At 61.4% G+C, this 18,781-nt stretch carries 21 protein-coding genes and 1 tRNA gene; 8 read left to right on the forward strand and 14 right to left on the reverse strand.

Features of this window, described 5'->3' with window-relative positions:
- Positions 1-17: 17 nt before the first annotated feature.
- Complete coding sequence (gene obgE, locus JQ553_RS19800) at positions 18-1,067, reverse strand: GTPase ObgE (RefSeq protein WP_212501684.1); 1,050 nt, start codon at positions 1,065-1,067, stop codon at positions 18-20.
- Between the two features lie 102 nt (positions 1,068-1,169).
- Positions 1,170-1,649 carry a MaoC family dehydratase gene (locus JQ553_RS19805; protein WP_212501685.1) on the reverse strand — a complete coding sequence of 160 codons (480 nt, stop codon included), beginning with the start codon at positions 1,647-1,649 and terminating at the stop codon, positions 1,170-1,172.
- A 187-nt stretch (positions 1,650-1,836) separates the two neighbouring features.
- On the opposite strand from JQ553_RS19805, the gene JQ553_RS19810 reads away from it, so the two are divergent.
- On the forward strand, positions 1,837-2,751 hold the full coding sequence (locus tag JQ553_RS19810; protein ID WP_212501686.1) for a DMT family transporter: 915 nt from the start codon (positions 1,837-1,839) through the stop codon (positions 2,749-2,751).
- 159 nt (positions 2,752-2,910) lie between these two features.
- On the opposite strand, the gene JQ553_RS19815 is transcribed toward JQ553_RS19810, so the two are convergent.
- The 3 genes from JQ553_RS19815 to rplU all read right to left on the reverse strand — a co-directional run bounded on the left by JQ553_RS19815 (position 2,911) and on the right by rplU (position 4,434).
- On the reverse strand, positions 2,911-3,507 hold the full coding sequence (locus tag JQ553_RS19815; RefSeq protein WP_212501687.1) for a GNAT family N-acetyltransferase: 597 nt from the start codon (positions 3,505-3,507) through the stop codon (positions 2,911-2,913).
- A 170-nt stretch (positions 3,508-3,677) separates the two neighbouring features.
- Positions 3,678-3,947 carry a 50S ribosomal protein L27 gene (gene rpmA, locus JQ553_RS19820; protein WP_212501688.1) on the reverse strand — a complete coding sequence of 90 codons (270 nt, stop codon included), beginning with the start codon at positions 3,945-3,947 and terminating at the stop codon, positions 3,678-3,680.
- Positions 3,948-4,053: 106 nt separating this feature from the next.
- Complete coding sequence (gene rplU, locus JQ553_RS19825) at positions 4,054-4,434, reverse strand: 50S ribosomal protein L21 (RefSeq protein WP_212501689.1); 381 nt, start codon at positions 4,432-4,434, stop codon at positions 4,054-4,056.
- 337 nt (positions 4,435-4,771) lie between these two features.
- Between rplU and JQ553_RS19830 the strand changes: the two genes are divergently transcribed.
- Positions 4,772-5,902 carry an ROK family protein gene (locus JQ553_RS19830; RefSeq protein WP_212501690.1) on the forward strand — a complete coding sequence of 377 codons (1,131 nt, stop codon included), beginning with the start codon at positions 4,772-4,774 and terminating at the stop codon, positions 5,900-5,902.
- Positions 5,903-6,114: 212 nt separating this feature from the next.
- Here JQ553_RS19830 and JQ553_RS19835 read toward each other — a convergent pair whose 3' ends face one another.
- Positions 6,115-6,978 carry an alpha/beta fold hydrolase gene (locus JQ553_RS19835; protein ID WP_212501691.1) on the reverse strand — a complete coding sequence of 288 codons (864 nt, stop codon included), beginning with the start codon at positions 6,976-6,978 and terminating at the stop codon, positions 6,115-6,117.
- 214 nt (positions 6,979-7,192) lie between these two features.
- Here JQ553_RS19835 and JQ553_RS19840 point away from each other — a divergent pair.
- Positions 7,193-7,282: transfer RNA gene (locus tag JQ553_RS19840), tRNA-Ser, on the forward strand.
- Positions 7,283-7,656: 374 nt separating this feature from the next.
- Here the strand turns inward: JQ553_RS19840 and JQ553_RS19845 are convergent.
- Positions 7,657-7,920 (reverse strand): hypothetical protein, encoded by a 264-nt coding sequence (locus tag JQ553_RS19845; RefSeq protein ID WP_212501692.1) that lies wholly within the window; start codon positions 7,918-7,920, stop codon positions 7,657-7,659.
- Between the two features lie 172 nt (positions 7,921-8,092).
- On the opposite strand from JQ553_RS19845, the gene JQ553_RS19850 reads away from it, so the two are divergent.
- Entirely contained in the window at positions 8,093-8,377 is a 285-nt protein-coding gene (locus tag JQ553_RS19850) for an HdeA/HdeB family chaperone (RefSeq protein WP_249144431.1), read from the forward strand.
- A 25-nt stretch (positions 8,378-8,402) separates the two neighbouring features.
- The gene (locus tag JQ553_RS19855) at positions 8,403-8,693 is read left to right on the forward strand and encodes an HdeA/HdeB family chaperone (RefSeq protein WP_249144432.1); all 291 of its coding nucleotides are present in this window, start codon (positions 8,403-8,405) and stop codon (positions 8,691-8,693) included.
- 221 nt (positions 8,694-8,914) lie between these two features.
- Here the strand turns inward: JQ553_RS19855 and JQ553_RS19860 are convergent, their stop codons facing one another.
- Positions 8,915-10,657: an acyl CoA:acetate/3-ketoacid CoA transferase gene (locus tag JQ553_RS19860; protein ID WP_249144433.1), complete on the reverse strand. Its 1,743-nt coding sequence runs from the start codon at positions 10,655-10,657 to the stop codon at positions 8,915-8,917.
- Here JQ553_RS19860 and JQ553_RS19865 point away from each other — a divergent pair.
- From JQ553_RS19865 to JQ553_RS19875, 3 genes are all read left to right on the forward strand, one after another.
- Complete coding sequence (locus tag JQ553_RS19865; RefSeq protein ID WP_212501695.1) at positions 10,640-11,362, forward strand: DUF4286 family protein; 723 nt, start codon at positions 10,640-10,642, stop codon at positions 11,360-11,362. The two genes, JQ553_RS19860 and JQ553_RS19865, sit on opposite strands and share 18 nt — an antisense overlap.
- 92 nt (positions 11,363-11,454) lie before the next feature.
- Positions 11,455-12,570, forward strand: coding sequence for a LacI family DNA-binding transcriptional regulator (locus JQ553_RS19870; RefSeq protein WP_249144434.1), 1,116 nt, complete (start codon positions 11,455-11,457; stop codon positions 12,568-12,570).
- Positions 12,567-13,418 carry a shikimate dehydrogenase gene (locus JQ553_RS19875; RefSeq protein WP_212501696.1) on the forward strand — a complete coding sequence of 284 codons (852 nt, stop codon included), beginning with the start codon at positions 12,567-12,569 and terminating at the stop codon, positions 13,416-13,418. Before JQ553_RS19870 ends, JQ553_RS19875 begins: the two co-directional genes overlap by 4 nt.
- Positions 13,419-13,423: 5 nt before the next feature.
- Here the strand turns inward: JQ553_RS19875 and JQ553_RS19880 are convergent, their stop codons facing one another.
- The 6 genes from JQ553_RS19880 to JQ553_RS19905 all read right to left on the reverse strand — a co-directional run bounded on the left by JQ553_RS19880 (position 13,424) and on the right by JQ553_RS19905 (position 18,446).
- Positions 13,424-14,269: a fumarylacetoacetate hydrolase family protein gene (locus JQ553_RS19880; RefSeq protein WP_212501697.1), complete on the reverse strand. Its 846-nt coding sequence runs from the start codon at positions 14,267-14,269 to the stop codon at positions 13,424-13,426.
- 63 nt (positions 14,270-14,332) lie between these two features.
- Entirely contained in the window at positions 14,333-15,106 is a 774-nt protein-coding gene (locus tag JQ553_RS19885; RefSeq protein WP_212501698.1) for an IclR family transcriptional regulator, read from the reverse strand.
- Between the two features lie 289 nt (positions 15,107-15,395).
- Positions 15,396-16,232, reverse strand: a complete 837-nt coding sequence (locus JQ553_RS19890; protein WP_212501699.1) for an ABC transporter ATP-binding protein — start codon at positions 16,230-16,232, stop codon at positions 15,396-15,398.
- 12 nt (positions 16,233-16,244) lie between these two features.
- Complete coding sequence (locus JQ553_RS19895) at positions 16,245-16,757, reverse strand: MaoC/PaaZ C-terminal domain-containing protein (protein WP_249144436.1); 513 nt, start codon at positions 16,755-16,757, stop codon at positions 16,245-16,247.
- Positions 16,758-16,795: 38 nt separating this feature from the next.
- Positions 16,796-17,794, reverse strand: a complete 999-nt coding sequence (locus JQ553_RS19900; protein WP_212501700.1) for an ABC transporter substrate-binding protein — start codon at positions 17,792-17,794, stop codon at positions 16,796-16,798.
- A 64-nt stretch (positions 17,795-17,858) separates the two neighbouring features.
- The gene (locus JQ553_RS19905) at positions 17,859-18,446 is read right to left on the reverse strand and encodes an ABC transporter permease subunit (protein ID WP_212501701.1); all 588 of its coding nucleotides are present in this window, start codon (positions 18,444-18,446) and stop codon (positions 17,859-17,861) included.
- Positions 18,447-18,781 lie beyond the last annotated feature (335 nt).

Below are 18,781 nucleotides of genomic sequence, written 5' to 3' on the forward strand. Positions count from 1 at the left end.
AGTGGCGTGGGCGCCGATCAACCCTGCGGTGCCGGCGTCGCCCACGGCGCCGCGTCGCCCTTGGCCTTGCTGGAGACCGGCGCTTCGCCGATCACCTCGACCAGGGCGCGAAGAGCTTCCTGCACGCCTTCGCCGGTCACGCCGGAGAGCAACAGCGGCGTCTTCCTCGCCGCTCGTTTCAAGCGGTCCTTCTGCTTCTTCAAATCCTCTGAGGTGACCGCGTCGATCTTGTTCAATGCGACGATCTCGACCTTGTCGGCGAGATGGCCCTCGTAGGCTTCGAGTTCGGCGCGCACGGTCTTGTAGGCCTTGCCGGCGTGCTCGCAGGTTGCATCAACCAGATGCAGCAGCACGCGGCAGCGCTCGACATGGCCGAGGAAGCGGTCGCCGAGCCCGGCGCCCTCATGCGCGCCTTCGATGAGGCCGGGAATATCGGCAAGCACGAATTCGCGGCCACCGAAGCTCACCACGCCGAGCTGCGGATGCAGCGTGGTGAAGGGATAGTCGGCGATCTTCGGCCTCGCCGCGCTGACGACCGACAGGAAGGTCGACTTGCCGGCGTTGGGCAGGCCGACGAGGCCGGCATCGGCGATCAGCTTCATGCGCAGCCAGATCCAGCGCTCCTCGCCCGGCTGTCCGGGATTGGCATTGCGCGGCGCGCGATTGGTTGAAGACTTGAAATGCGCATTGCCGAAACCGCCATTGCCACCTTCGGCGAGCACGAACTTTTCGCCGAGCGTGGTGAAGTCGTGGATCAGCGTTTCACGATCCTCGTCGAACACCTGGGTGCCAACGGGGACTTTCAGCACGATCGACTTGCCGTTGGCGCCATGGCGGTCCTTGCCCATGCCATTGCCGCCCTTCTGCGCCTTGAAATGCTGCTGATAGCGATAGTCGATCAGCGTATTGAGTGCGTCGACGGCCTCAATGATGACATCGCCGCCACGGCCGCCATTGCCGCCGGAAGGGCCGCCGAATTCGATGAACTTCTCGCGCCGGAACGCGACGCAGCCATTGCCGCCGTCGCCGGAGCGAATATAGACCTTTGCTTCATCGAGGAATTTCATGATCGTGAATAGTTAGGGCAGGGGGGCCGATGCGGCAACCCTGAAGCAGCCGGATATTGCCGAAAAGCCTCGATTTTCGAGCCTTTTTTGACATCTGCGGAGCTAGACCGGCCGGCGTCGCACCAAGAATTTCTGCATTCCCTCAAGCACCAGCTCGCGGCGCTGGTTGTGCACCGTCGAACGCAGCGTCACCACGCCGGTGGCGCGGCCGGGGGCGAGTTCGATCACCTCCAGTGCGGGGTAGATGGTGTCGCCGGCGTAGACCGGCTTAAGGAACTTGCTAGATTGCTCGAGGAAGCCGACCAGCGACGCCTCGACCAGGTAGGGAAACAGCCCCGCGCCGGGTGCGGTGTGCACCAATGTCTGGAATCCATGCGCGAGCAGGTCAGGCATGCCGCGCGCGCGACAATATTCGATGTCGTAATGGATCGGGTGGGTGTCGCCGCTTGCAGTCTGGAATGCGGCGAACACAGCCGCCGTCTGGGTCCGGCTCGGAATCACGAAGCGCTCGCCGAGCACGAAATCCTCAAACCAGCGCTGCTCGCTCACCATGCGGTGATGGGCGGGGTCAAATTCGGTCATGCTGCGTTTCCTGCGTTATTTTGTTACCGGACCGCGGTACCGGTATCGCAGCGATGCGGGTGCGGCAATCGGCTCAATTCGTCGTGCCCGGGCTTGTCCCGGGCATCCACGTCTTTAAAAGCGGGCGCAGCAAGAGCCGGTATCAAACCCGGCCATGACGAAACGACGCAGACGCGCAAATCCATCCATGAGCCTGTTCGCAAAGCTGTCCTCCTATGACGACCGGTCCGCGCGGCTTGCCGGCATCGGGCTGATGCTGCTGTCGATCTTCATGTTCTCGTTCGGCGACGCGATGGGCAAATACATCGTTGCGACCTATTCGGTCGGGCAGTTGCTGTGGCTGCGCGCCTGCGCGGCACTGCTCGTGCTGCTGCCGATCGTGTGGAAGCAGCGCGCGGAATTCTTCCACCTCGAGCGGCCATGGCTGCAATTGCTGCGGGTCACGCTGTCGACGCTGGAGGTCGCGGCATTCTTCCTTGCGACCGTCTATCTGCCGCTTGCGGACGTCATCACCTACTATCTCGCGTGCCCGATCTTCGTCACCGCGCTGTCCGGTATCGTCCTCGGCGAACATGTCGGATGGCGGCGCTGGACCGCGATCCTGGTCGGCTTCTGCGGTGTCTTGATCGCGCTCAGGCCGTCGTCGCAGACGGTGAGCTGGCCGGCGATGATCGCGCTCGGCGGCAGCATGTCGTTTGCGCTTCTGATGCTGATCACCCGCTCGTTGCGAGCGACGCCGGACATCGTGCTTGCGGCGTCGCAATTCGGCGGCACGTTCCTGCTGGGGGCGGTGCTATCGCCGTTCGGCTGGGTTACGCCGAGCGCCGGCAGTCTGGTGCTCTTCGCCGCCGCCGGCATCATTTCGGTCGCCGCGCTGCTGTGTGTGAACCGCTCGCTGAAGCTCGCGCCAGCAAGCGTAGTCGTGCCCTATCAGTATTCGATGATCGTCTGGGCGGTCATCTTCGGCTTTGTGGTGTTCGGCGACGTGCCGTCCTGGGCCACGATCCTTGGCGCCGCGATCATCATCGCTGCCGGGCTCTACATCTTTCTGCGCGAGCAGAAGCTTGGGCGCGAGGAGCAGGTGGTGAGCCCGCCAGTGTAACTGCGTGGCTGTCCCAGCCCTGTGGGTTTTCGAGCGAAGTGGCCACGGGGTTCGTGCGGAGGAGACGCGCCAAAGAAAGAATCGGTGCTTCGATTCTGATTCCATCAGAATCGAAGCACCGGCCGGGACGAGGATGCGGTGTCGCGGGGCGATCGAGCCCTACCCCTCACGCCGCGTTGAATTGTTCCAGTTCTTTAGCGACGACCAGACGCTGCGAGAGAGCCGGAAGCAGTCGACCGGGGTCGACGAGCCCAGCGCCTCGAATCGGTGCAACTCGACCCCGCTCCACTGGAAGCCGCATTTCTCGAGGATATTGCGCGACGATGGGTTTGCGACGCGGGCGCCGGAGATCAGGTAGTCGAGGTCGAACTCCTCGAAGAAATAATCGATCAGCGCGCGCGCAGCTTCGGTGCCGAAACCCTGGCCCCAATGGTCGACGCCTAGCCAATAGCCGAGCTCCGGCGTGGCCTCGTCGCGCCAGTCGATGCCGACCATGCCGATTGGTGCGTAATTGTTCTCGATCAGGAACACCGTCTCGCGGCCACCTGCAGCCAATGCACGCACGAAGGCGATAGCATCGTCCTGGCTGTAGGGATGCGGCAGGCGGCGGGTATTCTCCGCGATGCGGCGATTATTGGCCAGCCGCGCAATTGCTTTTACGTCCGCGAGCGTCGGCTTGCGCAATGTCAGCCGTTCGGTCTCGAGGACGCAAGCTCTTGCCTCGCGCAAGGTCGGAGTCGGGATGTCCTGCAGCATGTCGGGCTCCTGTGATGCGAAAAAAACGATACGCAACGCTTGGAACGTTGTGCGTGGTCGAAGCTGAACACGCGCAACAAAATGGGGAGGCCGGTTGTCCTGCCTCCCCTGGAGCCCTTTTCGACTCCGCCGGTTCAACAGGACCCGGCGGACTCGTGTATGTCCACCGTCTATTCGGCCGCTTCAGCCACCGGGATAACCGATACGAATGTGCGGCCATTGGCCTTGGCACGGAACTCGACGTGACCCTCTACTTTGGCGAAGAGAGTATGGTCAGTGCCGATGCCGACATTAAGGCCTGGATGCCAAGTGGTGCCGCGCTGACGCGCGATGATGTTGCCGGGAATCACACGCTCGCCGCCGAACGCCTTGATTCCAAGGCGCTTGCCCTTGGAATCGCGTCCGTTGCGCGATGAACCGCCTGCCTTTTTGTGAGCCATGGCTCGCCTCCGACTTCTCTAATCCCTAGATCAATTCCTTGACGGAATCATTTCCATTCTGGTCACGCAAAATTTTGTCGTGACGATCACTTCTTGTGCGCGCCAGCTATGCGGCCTTCTCGACCGATGCTGCCGGTTTTTCCCTCTTCGGCCGCGGGCCGATGGTCGGCTTCGCGTTGTCGGCGAGGATCTCGGTGATGCGAAGCACCGTGAGCTCATCGCGATAGCCGCGCTTGCGGCGTGAATTCTTGCGGCGACGCTTCTTGAACGCGATCACCTTGGGGCCGCGCTTGTGCTGCAGCACTTCGGCCGCAACCGAGGCGCCTGCCACGGTGGGCGTTCCCAGCACCGGCGTGTCACCGCCGAGCACCAGAACCTCGCCAAGCTGCACGATCGTACCGACATCGCCGGCGATCTTGCCTATCTCGAGTACATCATTCGGGACGACCCGGTACTGCCGGCCGCCGGTCTTGATGACTGCGAACATCGTTTGATTCCTTCGTGTTCGATCCCGGCCTCGGACGGCTCGCCCGGGTCGGCTTTTTGTTCAGTCGCTACGGGTTACGATATTTTGCGCGAAGGAAAACGAATTCCCTTGGTTAGTCACGCAAAAAACAAGCGGCGCGAAAATCCTCGCGCCGGATGGGCGGACTTATAGCCGCAAACCGCAGCGAGTCAAGGCAAACGAGGGCAAAACCGGCCAAAAATGAAGGATTTGGCGTCGCTTTTGGCGCCGCCGGGAACCGCGCTCGTTCTGCCCTGATCTTTGAAACCAACGGGTTCCCCGCCCGTTGTCTCCGCGACTCCCATCGGGCAGAGGGCACATGGCCGAAGATATTCTAACAACCACGGGCATCGCGCGCCACGGCGCCGCAAGGCTGCCGTCGGTAGACGTCGACAGCTTCAACATCGAGCTGAAGGACGAGGATGGCTTCCTCGGCGACCGCGCGTCCAAGGGCGCATTCCGCAGGATCTTCGACCGTTGGCGCAAGCCACTGCGCAAGTCGGACGAGGACCCCTTCGGCGACGAGCCGTCGGACAAGATCAGCAAGAAGACCCTGGATGCCATTCTGGTCGGCGAAGATACCGAGGCGTCCGCCGTCGTACACAGCGCGATCGAGGAGTTCGCGCAGGAGCTCGCTTATGTGACGCGGCGGTTCCTGAAGACCAAGGCCTGGGCGAAAACCGAGCGCATCGTGGTCGGCGGCGGCTTTCGCGAGAGCCGGCTCGGCGAACTCGCGATCGCGCGTACGCAGATCATCCTCAAGTCGGAGGATTTCAAGGTCGACATGGTGCCGATCCGCTTTCACCCCGATGACGCCGGCCTGATCGGCGCGCTGCATCTTGCGCCGTCATGGATCTTCGAGGCTCACGACAGCATTTTGGCGGTCGATATCGGCGGCACCAATATCCGCTGCGGCGTCGTGGAGACGCGCTGGAAGAGGGCGCGTGACCTGTCGAAGGCGGCGGTCTGGAAGTCGGAGCTGTGGCGCCACGCCGATGACGAGCCCACGCGCGACGGCGCGGTGAAGCGGCTGGTCAAAATGCTAAAGGATCTGATTGCCGCCGCCGAAGCCGACGGGCTGAAGCTCGCGCCGTTCATCGGCATCGCTTGCCCCGGCGTCATCGACGAGGATGGATCGATCGAGAAAGGCGCGCAGAACCTGCCGGGCAATTGGGAGAGCAGCAAATTCAACCTGCCGGGGAGCCTGGTCGAGGCCATTCCCGAGATCGGCGGCCATGACACCGCGATCGTGATGCACAATGACGGGGTTGTGCAGGGGCTCGCCGAAGTTCCCTTCATGCAGGACGTCGGGCGCTGGGGCGTGCTGACGATTGGGACCGGGCTCGGCAATGCCCGCTACACCAATCGCAAGAAGGACAACGGCAAGGACGAAAAGAAGCCGAAGGACGACGAAGAGGCTGAGAAGAAGGCCAAGAAGGCCAAGGCCTGACGTGTGACTTGGCGTTTCGCCCGGTGTTCCGCTGCCGGTTAAGGTTGACCGGTTAGGTTAAGACGCGGTTCGCGTTGCCGTTTCCCTTGAGCTCTCTAGCGTGATCTGGTCGCTCGCAGCTGGCGGACGAAGCCGTACTTCGCCGCCGGCATTTTGATGAAGCGGCACGGGACCGCCAGTTATTTTTGTCGCGTCTGGCGGTCCCACCCATTCTACGTCCAATTGATTCGCTCGAAAAACCCCGCGATCTCGGAGGCCGCGTGGTCGGGATCCTCGCGGTGCGGAAAGTGACCGACATCGGGAAACATCTTCAGATCCAGATTGCTGAAGGTCTGGCCGAGCCGGTCGGTCCAGGCATAGGGAAACAGCGGATCGTGCTCGGTCCAGCGGATGCAGGTCGGCAGCGCGATCGTCGGCAGCACTGGCGCTTCGCCGAGCATCATCTTCACGCGCGCGGCGTGCGCTGCGCGATAATGCGCGAAACCGCCGGCGAGATTGCCTTGCTTCATGAAATTGTCGGTGAAGGCATCGAGTGCGTCATCGAACGCCGCCTTGCGATGCGACCAGCCGCGCAGGAAGTGGCCGATATAGGTCCGGCAGCTCTCGCTGTTAGCGCCGACCAGCGCCGGCGCCATCTCCATCTGGTGGAACGACTGGTACCAGATGTGGTTCAGCCGGTCGGGCGCGGCCATGCGCGGCCCGATGCCGGGATAGACGAAGTTGAAAAAGAACAGCCCGGCGACTCGTTCCGGCGCCTCGCGGGCAAACGGCTGCATGACCGCGCCGCCGACGTCGTGGCCGACGACGCCGGCCTTCTCGAGGCCGAGTGCATCCATGAGTGCCAGCATGTCCGAGGCGTGCTGTTCCGGGCCGTAAGGTCCGTTCGGCTTGTCGCTGTCGCCGAAGCCGCGCAGGTCGGGCGCGACCAGCGCGAACCGGCCGGCAAGGCGCGTCATCACCGGCTCCCAGGTCAACCAGAATTCCGGCCATCCGTGCAGGAGAAGCAGCGGCTTGCCGCTGCCGATCCGCGCAACGTGGAACGTCGCGCCATTGGCTCGCACCGTCCTATGCTCCATGATTCGCTTCCTTTCTGCCCGGCTCGACGCGAGGCACAATCGGATCGAAGCCACGCCGCCAACGCATTGTTTCCATGCGCATTCTCGGTGACCTCTGTGCCCCAATTGCTCGCCTTCGGCATGATGGAAATATTATTGCAGTGCCTTGTCTGGCTCGCCATCCTCGCCTAGAACACGCGCCGACCGCGGGTGGCGCAAATCACCCGGACCCACTGGAGAGGTGGCAGAGTGGTTGAATGCACCGCACTCGAAATGCGGCATAGGTGCAAGCCTATCGGGGGTTCGAATCCCTCCCTCTCCGCCATACAGGTCGAAAAGTCCTTATATTTCAGTGCTTCCTGAACCAGGCTAATTGTTAGCCCATACCTCGGCCCATACCTTGTGATGGACGGCAAGGTGTCGATCGCACTGGTCCGATTGGACTTGTGCCGGCTTGCACGAGCCTGCGCTTCTTAAGGTCGACTTCAACGTCGCGGCGCAGATCATGTGTCCCAATCCGATCGCAGCAACCAGATCGTCGAGAACGGATAGGGCACCCTCGCGCCTTTCGCGCAGGTGCTCTATCCACCCACGATGATCTGGAGGGAGCCGTCGTCGCGCGCCAAGTGAGGGCAGTGGCATTTCAAGTCGGTTGGGCGCTCGCTTGGTCGCGACTCGCCGGCTGATGAGGTCCCTATCTCAAATCTTGTCCTTGATCGCGTCGGGATCTTTATCGAGCGTGGGTTTGAAGTTCTTGTATCTCTTCTCGTTCTTGGCAACGCATTCGACGAGTGCGTCGATCATAGACGATCCCTTGCGTTCGAAGCTGACGGAGAGATTCTGGAGATTGATCGCCCGAGTCGCCTGTAACGACGTGCGCGGGCCGGTAACCGTGTCCGCGCCCGAATTGCTTCGCAACATTTCCCTGGCACAAACTGCACTAGCGGTGCCGAGTTTTCCCAACGTAGATTTGTCGCCGCACGTGAGGTGGTGTCATGGGCAGTGACATATTCTTCCGGGTTTATGTTGTTGCGCCGGGGCTGTGTTTGGCTTTCTGACAAAAACCGATTGTGGCTGCAGCCGTTTTCAAATCAGGGTGGACCCAGCAACGAGGACGACCTCAATGAGATGTGGATTGATCAGTCTGACGTTTGCCATCTCGATTGCTCCAATCGTTGCGAATGCGCAGCTAACCATCGATATGGCGAAGATCACGTGTGAGCAATATCTGGCTATGCCGTCGTCACAGTCGGATAAATTCTCTGCCTGGATGAGCGGGTGGTTCAGTTATCAGAACGACAGGCCCTTTGTGGACCTTGCTTTGCATCAAAGAAACATCGCAAGCGTGAAGGCGTGGTGCCAATACCATCCAGCGGAAAGCGTCATGTATGGCTTGCAAAAAGCGGTAGGCACCAATTGACGGCTCGCAACGTTGGAGGATGATCATGAGATGCACGGCCCTTATTGTTGTGATTTTGATAGGCGCGGCCTCATCGCCAGCTACGGCTCAGATCAAGCTGGATATGAACAAGGTCACTTGCGGGGATTGGCTGGGATACTCTCCAGCGGACCGGGACTTCGTAAGGTATTTCATGAGCGGCTATTACAACGCAGCCGCAAAGAACAATGTTTTGGACTACAACCGCCTGGAAAAGAATTCTGCAAAGGTTATGGCCTATTGCAAGAAGCGCAAAAACGACACGCTGCCAACCGCCATTCAAAAGAGCGTCAGCTAGGTTGTACTGAGGTCGTCTCCTAATTATTCGAGGCCCGCAGAACTTATCGGCCTTTTCGCAGTCCCGATCCGCCTCCTGGCAACCGTTTGGGGAGGTCCGAGGCGTCCGGTCTACGAGCGGATGCCGATCAGGGCGGGTTCGCGTCGGATTGATGAACTTCAGGGGCCGCCTCGGGCGGCCTCGAAGTCGGCGCACTTCAACAGAGTTGATGCCCTCATCGCTTATCGAGATCGCTTCACTCGCTCGCGGCTTGCAGTATCGGCGGCCATGCCCATCAACTGCGGGAGAAAGAGCCGCGCATCCATTGTCTTGACTGCACCCGAAATCGTCGGCCGAAAATCCATATTGGCCAGAATGTCGCGTTCGATATCGATGCCGGGCGCGATCTCGACCAATTGAAGACCTTCGGGTGCGGCTCGAAATACGGCTCGTTCAGTCACGAACAACGCGGCGCGGCCTTCTCTCACCGCGAAATCGGCATTGTAGCAAACCTGTTCAATCGACTTGATGAACTTGCGGTGTCGACCTTCCTTGACGATGCGAAGCTTGCCATCCTCAAAATGAATCTCCAGCCCGCCGGCTGTGAAAGTACCGCTGAAGACAACCTTGCGTGCGTTCTGGCTGATGTTGATGAAGCCACCGACCCCGACGATCTTGTCGCCGAAGCGCGAGATGTTGACATTGCCTGCCGGGTCGACCTCCGCGAATGATAGGAACGCGATATCCAGGCCTCCGCCATCATAGAAGTCAAACTGGTAAGGGGCGTCGATCACGGCATCGTAGTTTTGCGCGGTTCCGGAATCCGGACCGGTCAGCGGCGCGCCACCGATGAAGCCTTGTTCGTTGGTGAGGACGATCTCGTCAAGAATGCCTTCCTCCGACGCGACCGCCGAAATGCCTGTGGAGATGCCGGCGCCAAGATTGCAGACGGCCCCCGGAAGGATTTCCATCGCGGCCCGGCGGGCGACAATCTTGCGCTCGGAAAAGGGCAGTCGCTTCAGATGTTCAAGCGGAATGCGCAGCTCGCCGGCGTAAGCGGGGTTGTAGTCTGTTGCGTATGTTTGACGTTGATCAGGGTCGACGACGATGTGGTCGACGAGAATGCCCGGAATCTTGACGTTCTTCGGTGGAAGCGTTCCGCGCTTGGTCAGACGCTTGACTTGAACGATCACCGTTCCGCCTTGCTGCCGACAGGCTTGTGCGGTGGAGATCATTTCGCCGAAGAGCGCTTCATGCTCCATGGTAACGTTGCCGTCTTCGTCTGCCGTCGTTCCTCGTAGCAGTACGACGTTGAGCGGAAGCGGTTTATAGCGAAGCCATTCCTCACCATCGATGATCATGAGTTCAACGAGATCATCCTTGGCCGTCTCGCTCTGGCGGCCGCCGCGCTGACGTGGATCGATAAAGGTGTGCAAGCCAACCTTGGTAATCAGTCCCGGGCGGCGTCCTGCCATGTCTCGGGTGAGTTGCGACAGCACGCCCTGGGGAAGGGTGTAGGATTCGATCTTGTTGTCCCGCGCCAGGGGGATCAGTGAGGGCGAGTCGATCAGCGCGCTGGTGATGCTGCGCCTGAGCATGCCCTCGTGCCGGAAGCGATCAACGCCCTGCGTGACGCGATCGCCAAGCCCGACAACGTGGATGAGACACAGATCGCGCGGTTGCCCTTCCTTCAGGAAGCGCTCCTCGATGGCGGCGATGATGGACTCGGGAATGCAGTGCCCACCGCCCGATCCGCTGATCATCACGCTGTCGCCAGGCCGGATAAGCCTCGCCGCATCCGATGCCGGAATTACCTTCACGGAATATCTCCCCAAGCGTGCAAGCCGGTTGACGCGGAATTTGTAACCGGTTACATATAGCGACTGATTCATGGTGTCAAGCGCCGCATTTGCGCCGATTTCCGCCGGCCGGTGCATTTGGCAAGCGTTACAAATGGGGTCCCCTTCATGGCTTTGCTCGGTCAAGGCGTCCTCGCCATCTGGAATGGCATCAAGCCGGAGGCGGAAGATGACTTCGTTGCCTGGCATGTTCGCGAGCACATTCCCGAGCGGGTGGGATTGCCGGGTTTTCTGCGTGGCAGGCGCTACGTCGCGATCGATGGACATCCAAAATACTTCAACTTCTATGAGACGACGAGCGCGGCCGATCTGTCTTCCGTCCCCTACCACGCGCGGCTGAACGCGCCGACTGAATGGACTCGTCGGGTCGTCGCTCATTTCGTGGATACGTCGCGGACGATCTGCGATGTGTCCTGGACCACCGGTCTCGGCGAAGGAGGCTTCATCGAGACCATCAGCTTTGCAACGACGCTTGCGTCGAATGCCCTGGCGTCCAACCTCAAGGGGCCGCTCGCTCGCGTACTCACGGCAATCCCCGGAATTGTCGGCGTCCACCTTCTGCAAGGTCAAACCCAGGCCGGACAAGGCCAGACCGCCGAAAAGGCGCTGCGAGCGGCCCCGGACAAGGTCGCGGCCTGGATCCTGCTGGTCGAGGGCAGCAGAGCCGAAGCTCTCGCAAGCTTTCGATCTGATGCAGGCGGCAATTCCGAATTGGAGCGCCATGGTGCAGCGAGCGGCATCAATCGAGGGCTGTACGCGTTGCAGTTCGCCCTCACCAAGGCGGAGATTGCGAGCACATCGGACCGCTCCGCAGCGCCGGTAACCGGCTAAAACCAGACCGGTGCGCTGGTGTCGGCGAGCATGCTACCTTGGAGGGGCCGGACCGAAGTTCAGTTATGCAACGCACCCGGCCAGGAGAGATAATGCCGACTTTCGAAGAGACCGAACAAGTCCTTCACGGGGTTGCGCCATCGCGCAGCAGCGTTGGCCTGAGGGACGTTGCGCGCGCGGCAGGCGTCTCGACGGCGACCGTCTCTCGCGTGATCAACAACCCTGCGGCCGTGTCGCCGAAGCTTCGCGCGCGGGTCGAATCCGTCGTCAAGCACCTTGGCTGGGTACCCGACGGTGCAGCGCGCGCGCTGACGACCCGAAAATCGAACGCAATCGGCGCGGTGTTCCCTACCCTGTCTCACGGCGATTTCGCGCGAGCGACCAACGCGATCCAGGAAGAGCTGCTGGCCAACGGCTACACCTTGTTGCTTGCCTGCTCGAACTACGATGCCGCTCAGGAATACGCGCAAGTCCGGAAGTTTGTCGAGCAGGGCATCGATGGCCTGATCCTGATCGGCAAGGCGCACCATCCCGATCTCGAGACCTTTCTCAGTCAGCGCGGCGTGCCCTTTGTCTACGCCTTCGTCTATGAGCCCGAGACCCACGGGACCTGCGTCGGCCCCGACAATCGCAAGGCACTGTTCCAGCTGACGAGCTATCTGATCGATCACGGCCACACGCGGTTTGGGCTGATCGCGCAGTCGACGCAGAACAATGATCGTGCCGCCGCGCGGCTGGAAGGCGTCCGTGATGCGCTGGCCGAGCGGGGCCTGGCGGTCCGTCCACAACACTTTGCCATCGGTGAGTGGACGATCGCGGAGGGTAGGTCGCTCTTTCGGCAGATCATGGCCGCGAAGCCGCAGCCGACCGCCGTCATTTGCGGCAACGCATTCCTGGCCGTGGGAGCTTTGCTCGAAAGTCAGGAGATGGGCATCAAGGTTCCGGATCAATTGTCGATCGTCGGCTATGACGATATCGAAATCATGAGCCATCTACCGATCCCGATCACGACGGTCAGAGTGCAGGGCGAGTTGGTCGGCCGCGACGCCGCTCGTTTCATCATCAGCCGTGTCGAGAATCGTCCTATCGAGATGGCATTCGAATGCAGCGCGGAGTTGCTCATCAGGAAATCATCAGGACCAGCGCCGGCGTCATTGTCCGGGTTTCCGGCAGCATCGCATCATCAAGACGTGAAAGAGTGGCCGTGAAACAGGCTGGGATAGACGGCAACACGAAGCTGTTGGCCATCATAGGGGACCCCATCACGCAGGTGCGATCGCCTGAGATTTACAATCCGCGGATCGTCAAGGCCGGGGTCAACGCGGTCTTGCAGCCCATGCAGATTCCGACAGCAACATTCGATGACGCCATCAAGGGCATCATGGCGATCGGAAATCTGTTGGGCGTCGTCGTGACCTATCCTCACAAGGAGCGTGTCCTCCGTTATGCCGATCAGATCGGGCGGATCGGGCAGGCGGTCGGTGCGATCAATGCGATGCGCCGCGAACCGGATGGCTCCTGGACAGGAGACATGTTCGACGGCGCGGGTCTGCTCGGCGCGCTTGCATCCTTGGGGCAAACCGCGACCGGCCGACGGGTCTTGATCCTCGGTGCCGGCGGAGCGGGGAGCGCCATCACGATGGCACTGGCGGCGGCAGGCGCAGCCATGATCGGCGTCTTCGATCTCGACGCCAACCGTGCGGCCGAACTTGCCGCCCGCGTTCAAACTCATTTTCCCGTCTGCTGCGCCCGCACCACCGAGCCGGACGTCACTGGCTTCGATCTGCTGATCAACGCCACGCCGGTCGGAATGGCGCCGGCATTCGCGCTCGCGCCGTTTCGCGGCGCGCTTCACGCGGGTCTGACGGTCATCGATATCGTGCCGAAGCCGGAAACGACCTCATTGCTCGCACTCGCACGCGAGAAGGGTTGTCCAACGGCGAATGGCGCGGCTGTGGTCAGCGGCCAGGCGGATGCGGTGCTTGCGTTCTTCGGGATCGGCTCTTCAGAAGCGCCGGCCCAAGCGAAGTTGCCTTCGCTTGAGACGCGTTCGTAACGCCCTTATCGGGCGGCCGTCACGATCTGACGCTGCTCGCCGAGACCGGTCACTCCGAGCGTCATGACGTCCCCGCCCTTCATGAATTTGTTTGGCTTCATGCCCAATCCGACGCCGGGCGGGGTTCCGGTCGTCACGATGTCGCCCGGCATCAGCCGCATGAAGCGGCTGAGATAGGAGACGAGCGTCTTGATCGAGAAAATCATGCGCGTCGTGGTCCCGGTCTGAACGCGAGCGCCGTTCAGATCGAGCCACAGGTCGAGCTTCTGAGGATCAGGAACTTCATCACGCGTCACGAGCCAGGGCCCGCAGGGTGCGAAGCCGGGGTAGCTCTTTCCCTTGGTCCACTGCCCCTCCCACTCGATCTGATACTCGCGTTCCGAGATGTCGTTGAGGATCATGTAGCCCGCGACGTAGTCGAGGGCGTTCTCTTCGCTGACATGCCAGCAGGTTTGGCCGATGACAAAGGCGAGCTCCACTTCCCAATCGAGCTTCTTCGATCCCGGCGGCAGCAAGACCGGATCATTCGCGCCACATAACGCTCCGGTGTGCTTGTTGAAGATGATCGGCTGTGTGGGAATCGGCGCATTGGTCTCTTCGGCATGGTCCGTGTAGTTCAGGCCGATGCAGACGAGATTGGGAACATGCGCGACGGGGACACCGTAGCGGACCGACCCTTTCACCTCGGGCAAGGCGCGCAGGTCCGCCGCCCTGAGGCGCGCCAACCCGTCCGGAGACAGGGCGCCGGCGTCAATGTCCGCGACGATCGACGACAGATCGCGTAGCTTGCCGTCAGGGTCGATCGCGCCGGGCTTTTCCTGATCAGACGGGCCGAAGCGTACCAGTTTCATCGATGCTCTCCTTTGCTGAGTCCGTTGGTGAATGCTTGGACGATGGCGGATGGGCTCATTGCGTTACCGCAAGGGCCAGACTTCAGAGAGCTCGCGCGCGGCCTGCATGACCAACGGTGCCACATCCGCAACGCGGATGTCGTTCATCCGAACGCCGGGGCCAGCGACGCTCACAGTGCCGACCGGCGAGCCGATCCCGCCGGAGAGCACCGTGGCGGCGACCGCGGTGACGCCGGACTCCGCTTCGCTGACGGCGACGCCGTACCCTCTTTCGGCCGTTCGTTTCAGCTCGGAGACGAGATCTTCGAACGTCCTGATGACGCCCGGCCCATAATTCTCGGCGTCGTTGAAATCGCCGTTGAGCGCCAGAATGTCGCGGACCGCGCCGAGATCGAGCCGCGCGAGCCAGCTCTTGCCGCTCGCCGTGGCATAAAGCGGGACGGTGTTCGACGTGAGAAGCGGCTGATACAACAGTCCACCGCGCGCGCCTTGCGCCTCGGCGACCCACACCAGTGAATGTGCATCGATCACGGCGAGTCTAACGAATTCATGCGTCTCCCGCGCGAGCCGCTCGAGCAGCGGTTGGCAGACATCGGGAATGCCTGTTGCGCGATAGAGGCGCTGCCCGAGTATGGTGAGGCGATGGGTCAGTCTGTAATGGCCGGTCGTGCCGTCCTGTTCGACCCAGCCCTGATCGATCAGCGCCGCGAGCAGGCGATGTACGCCGCTCTTTGGCAATTGCAGGCGCTCCGCGATCCCGCCCAGCGGCAGTTCGCCGGCCGCATCGACGAGCAGTTCGACGATCGACAGGCAGCGTTCAGCGGGAATATGAGCCATCGGCCAACCAAGGCTCCCTACGACCCGAGAAGACCGGCGGGCCGAGTCGAAATCGGCCCCCGCGCACTGATCGTGTCAGCCACCTTGAATGCCCTTGAGTCACCGCCATGGAGAATGACGCAGCGGAGATCCGCGTCCGTCGCCGGCCCAGCGTCGACCTGGTTGAGTTGACGCAGCATCGCGCGGGTCACCAAGTTGAGGGAGCTTGCGAGAGTGATCTCTGCGACGGCCCCGCGGCGGGCGGTCTGCACCAAGGGCGCCGCCCGGCTCTGCTGCAAGGCCGTCGTCATTACTGAATGCCGGAAGGCTGCGGCATTGCGATGCCGTGGAGAACGCCCATGCGCTCGAAATGGCGATGGATCCGGTCGACATAGGCTCCAAACTCGGGAGCGTCGCCAAGAACGATGGGACGTGGTCGAGGCAGGTCAACCCGGATGTCGTCGATGACTTCACCTGGGCTCGGGCTCATTACCAGGATGCGATCGGACAGGCCAACCGCCTCTTCCACGCTGTGAGTGATGAAGACCACCGTTGGTCGGCGACGGAGCCAAAGCGTCTCGAGGTCCGTTCGCACCTGGAGTCTGGTCAGCGCATCGAGCGCGCCGAACGGCTCGTCCATCAGGATGACCGATGGATCGTGGACGAGGGTGCGAATTAGCGAAACGCGCTGTCGCATGCCGCCGGACAACTGGCGGGGGTACTTGTTCATCGCGTGCTCGAGGCGCAGTTGCGCGAACAGCTCTCTTGCCCGCACCGCAAGCTTCTCGCGATTGATCCTCCTGATGTCGGCATGGAGCATGACGTTTTCGAACGCCGTGCGAAAGTCGAGCAGCAGATGGTCCTGGAAGGCGATGCCAACGTCGGTGACGGGCTCCCGGACCGCGCGGCCGGCGACCGTGATCTCTCCGGTCGAATGTTTGAGCAAACCCGCGACCATCAACATCAGCGTGCTCTTACCGCATCCGGACGCCCCGACAACGGAGATGAACTCGCCGGCGGGAATCGTGACGTCGATGGACTTCAAGGCCTGGAATGGCTTGCCCGACCCTTCGCCGAAGGCCTTCGACACGTTGCTGATCTTGATCGGAACGCCGGATCGGGTCACCATGTCGGATTGAGGCGTCATGTTCGTGTCCCTCTATTTCGGCGGGGTCTGGGCGGCCATCGAGGCCTTGACGGCTTCAAGCGGAACCTTCGAGACCAAAAGCGCCTTGCGGCCCTTCTGGACGATGCGGCCGTCCTGCTTGACGACCTCTACATCGAAATTGGCGATGGCCTGCGTCGGACGCGAGCGGCTGTCGCGCAGCTCGGTCAGAACGTAGTCGACGAAGATCGTGTCGCCGACAAAGATCGGCCCGACGAATCTCCAATCGCTGATGCCAAGGAACGCAATCGCCGTTTCGCGAAGTTCTCCCGTCCTCGCCCACATCAAGCCATGGGCGTAGGCGAGGCCGAGCATGCCATGAGCGACCTTCTGGCCGAACTCGCTTGCGCGCGCATAGACATCACTCGTGTGGAGCTCCGAATGATCGCCGGTCAGCCCGGCAAAGTTCATCAGATCTGCCTCGGTGATGGTGCGGCCGGGGCTTCGAAACGTCATGCCCTCACGGAGGTCTTCGAAACGATATCCCAGTCTCGGCTTGTCGCTCATGGCAATGCTCGGTATTGGCGCCGGAGGATCGGGAATCGCTATTTGCACGCCCGCATCTCACCCTCGGGCGGCAGGTATCCATTCGTGTAGTAGCTCTTCGGGTCCTGCCCCTCGGGCAGGAGCTTCACCTCGGACAACAGGGCCTGCGTCCTCGTCCAGTGGGCGTCTTCTGCCTTGCCGATGAACTTGGCGCCGCCGCTACAGAACAGGGGTGTGATGGCAGCCAGTTCAGACGTCGCGAGCTTCTCATTGAGGTCGGGGAATACGGCCTTCAGGTCCTTGATGGCCTTGTCCGGATTGTCGAGCGCAAAGCTCCAGCCCTTGAGGCTCGCAGCGATGAATTTCTTCAAGACGTCAGGGTGATCCTTGATGAAACTGTCTGAGGCGAAGATCGAGGTGCTGACGGTCGGCACGCCGTGGTCGGCAAACCGGTAATTATCGAGCGTCGCGCCCTGCTGCTCCAACTGAATCTGATAGGAGTCCATCGACCCCAGGATCGCGTCCACCTGGCCCTGGAGAAGCGATGGAACCATAGCCGGAACGGGCATGTTCATCGTGATCATATCCTGCTCCTTCAAGCCGTTGGCCTTCAGGAATAGCGGCAGCATTGTGGTCTGCGACGACCCTGCGGGGACACCGACCTTCTTGCCCTTCAGATCGCTGATCGATTTGATCCCGCTCTTGGTGAGCGCGGAGACCTCGTTGGGATTGGACTGATAGATCGTCGCAACGACCTTCATCGGTGCGCCTTTTGCGATCAGCTGGCTCACCGCGACGGCATCGGCATAGGCGAGTTGCGCGCGGCCGCTGGCGACCAATTGGGCGGTATTGCCGGAGCCGTTGCCCTGAATGATTGTCACATCGAGCCCGGCCGCCTTGTAGAAGCCCTCACCGAGCGCCGCCGCAAACCCGGCATTGGGACCTCCGGCCGTCCAATTCAGTTGAAACGTCACCGCGGTTTGAGCGGCCGCGGTCGAATTCCAAGATCCCAGCACGCCGCCTGCGACGATGAGGACCTTGGTCAGAGCGCCTTTCATGATGTGTCCCTCCCGAATATTGATTTCTGATCTCGGACGTTGCGCACGCCAGAAGCATGCTTTCCTAATTCATCGGGGCGCGTTGCCAGGGAGCCATCAGCCACTCGCTGAACTCCACGACGTAATTGATGATGATGCCGATCATCGTCAGGACGACGAGGACCGCAAAGGTGAGCTCGATGTCCATCGTGCTGGTGCCTTTCAGCAGCACGTAGCCAAGCCCCTGGTTGGCGCCGACGAACTCGGCGACGATGGCGGCTGTTGCAGCGATGGTCGCCGACGCCTTGATGCCGGAGAATATGACGGGCAACGCAGCAGGCACGCGCAGGAAGCGGAAAGTTTGCCAGGTCGATGCGCCCATGGATTTGGTCAGATACAGCAGCCGGTTGTCGAGGATCTGGAATCCGCTGATGCTCGCCAGCAGCAGCGGAAAGAAGGTCATCAGGACCGTCAGCAAGACCTTCGATTCAATTCCGAAGCCCAGCCAGACGAGAAACAGGGGCGCCACCGCAATCTTCGGAACGAGCTGCAGCAGCATGATAGGCGGATAGAGAATTTGCCTTGCAATCGGCGAAAGGGCGATCAGCAGGCCGAGCGGGATCGCTGTCACCAGGGTGAGCCCGAACCCGAGAACGATCTCGGTCAGCGTCACAATCGAGTTGCTCCACAGCATGCCTGCGTCCGTGATGATCCGTTCAAACACAGGGCCTGGCGCAGGCAAAAGGTAAGCCGGAATTTTGAACATTCTGACGAGAAGCGCCCAGGCGCCAACGATGACGACGAACGTCAGCGGCGGCAGGAGATTCCAGCCGATCTTCATCAAGCCGCGCAGAAGCGGCATGCGATCGCGTGCGCTTTCCGATTCCAGGTTGCTCGGAGTCGAGCCGATCAACCCGGATGGTGACGGCGAAACCATCCCTGGCTCCCATGTCTGTTCTTGGCGCGAACGTGGAGGGCGCGCTCCATCGCGGCGGCAATCCCTTCAGG

Origin of the sequence: Bradyrhizobium lablabi (assembly GCF_018131005.1) — a bacterium.
GTDB lineage: Bacteria > Pseudomonadota > Alphaproteobacteria > Rhizobiales > Xanthobacteraceae > Bradyrhizobium > Bradyrhizobium lablabi_D.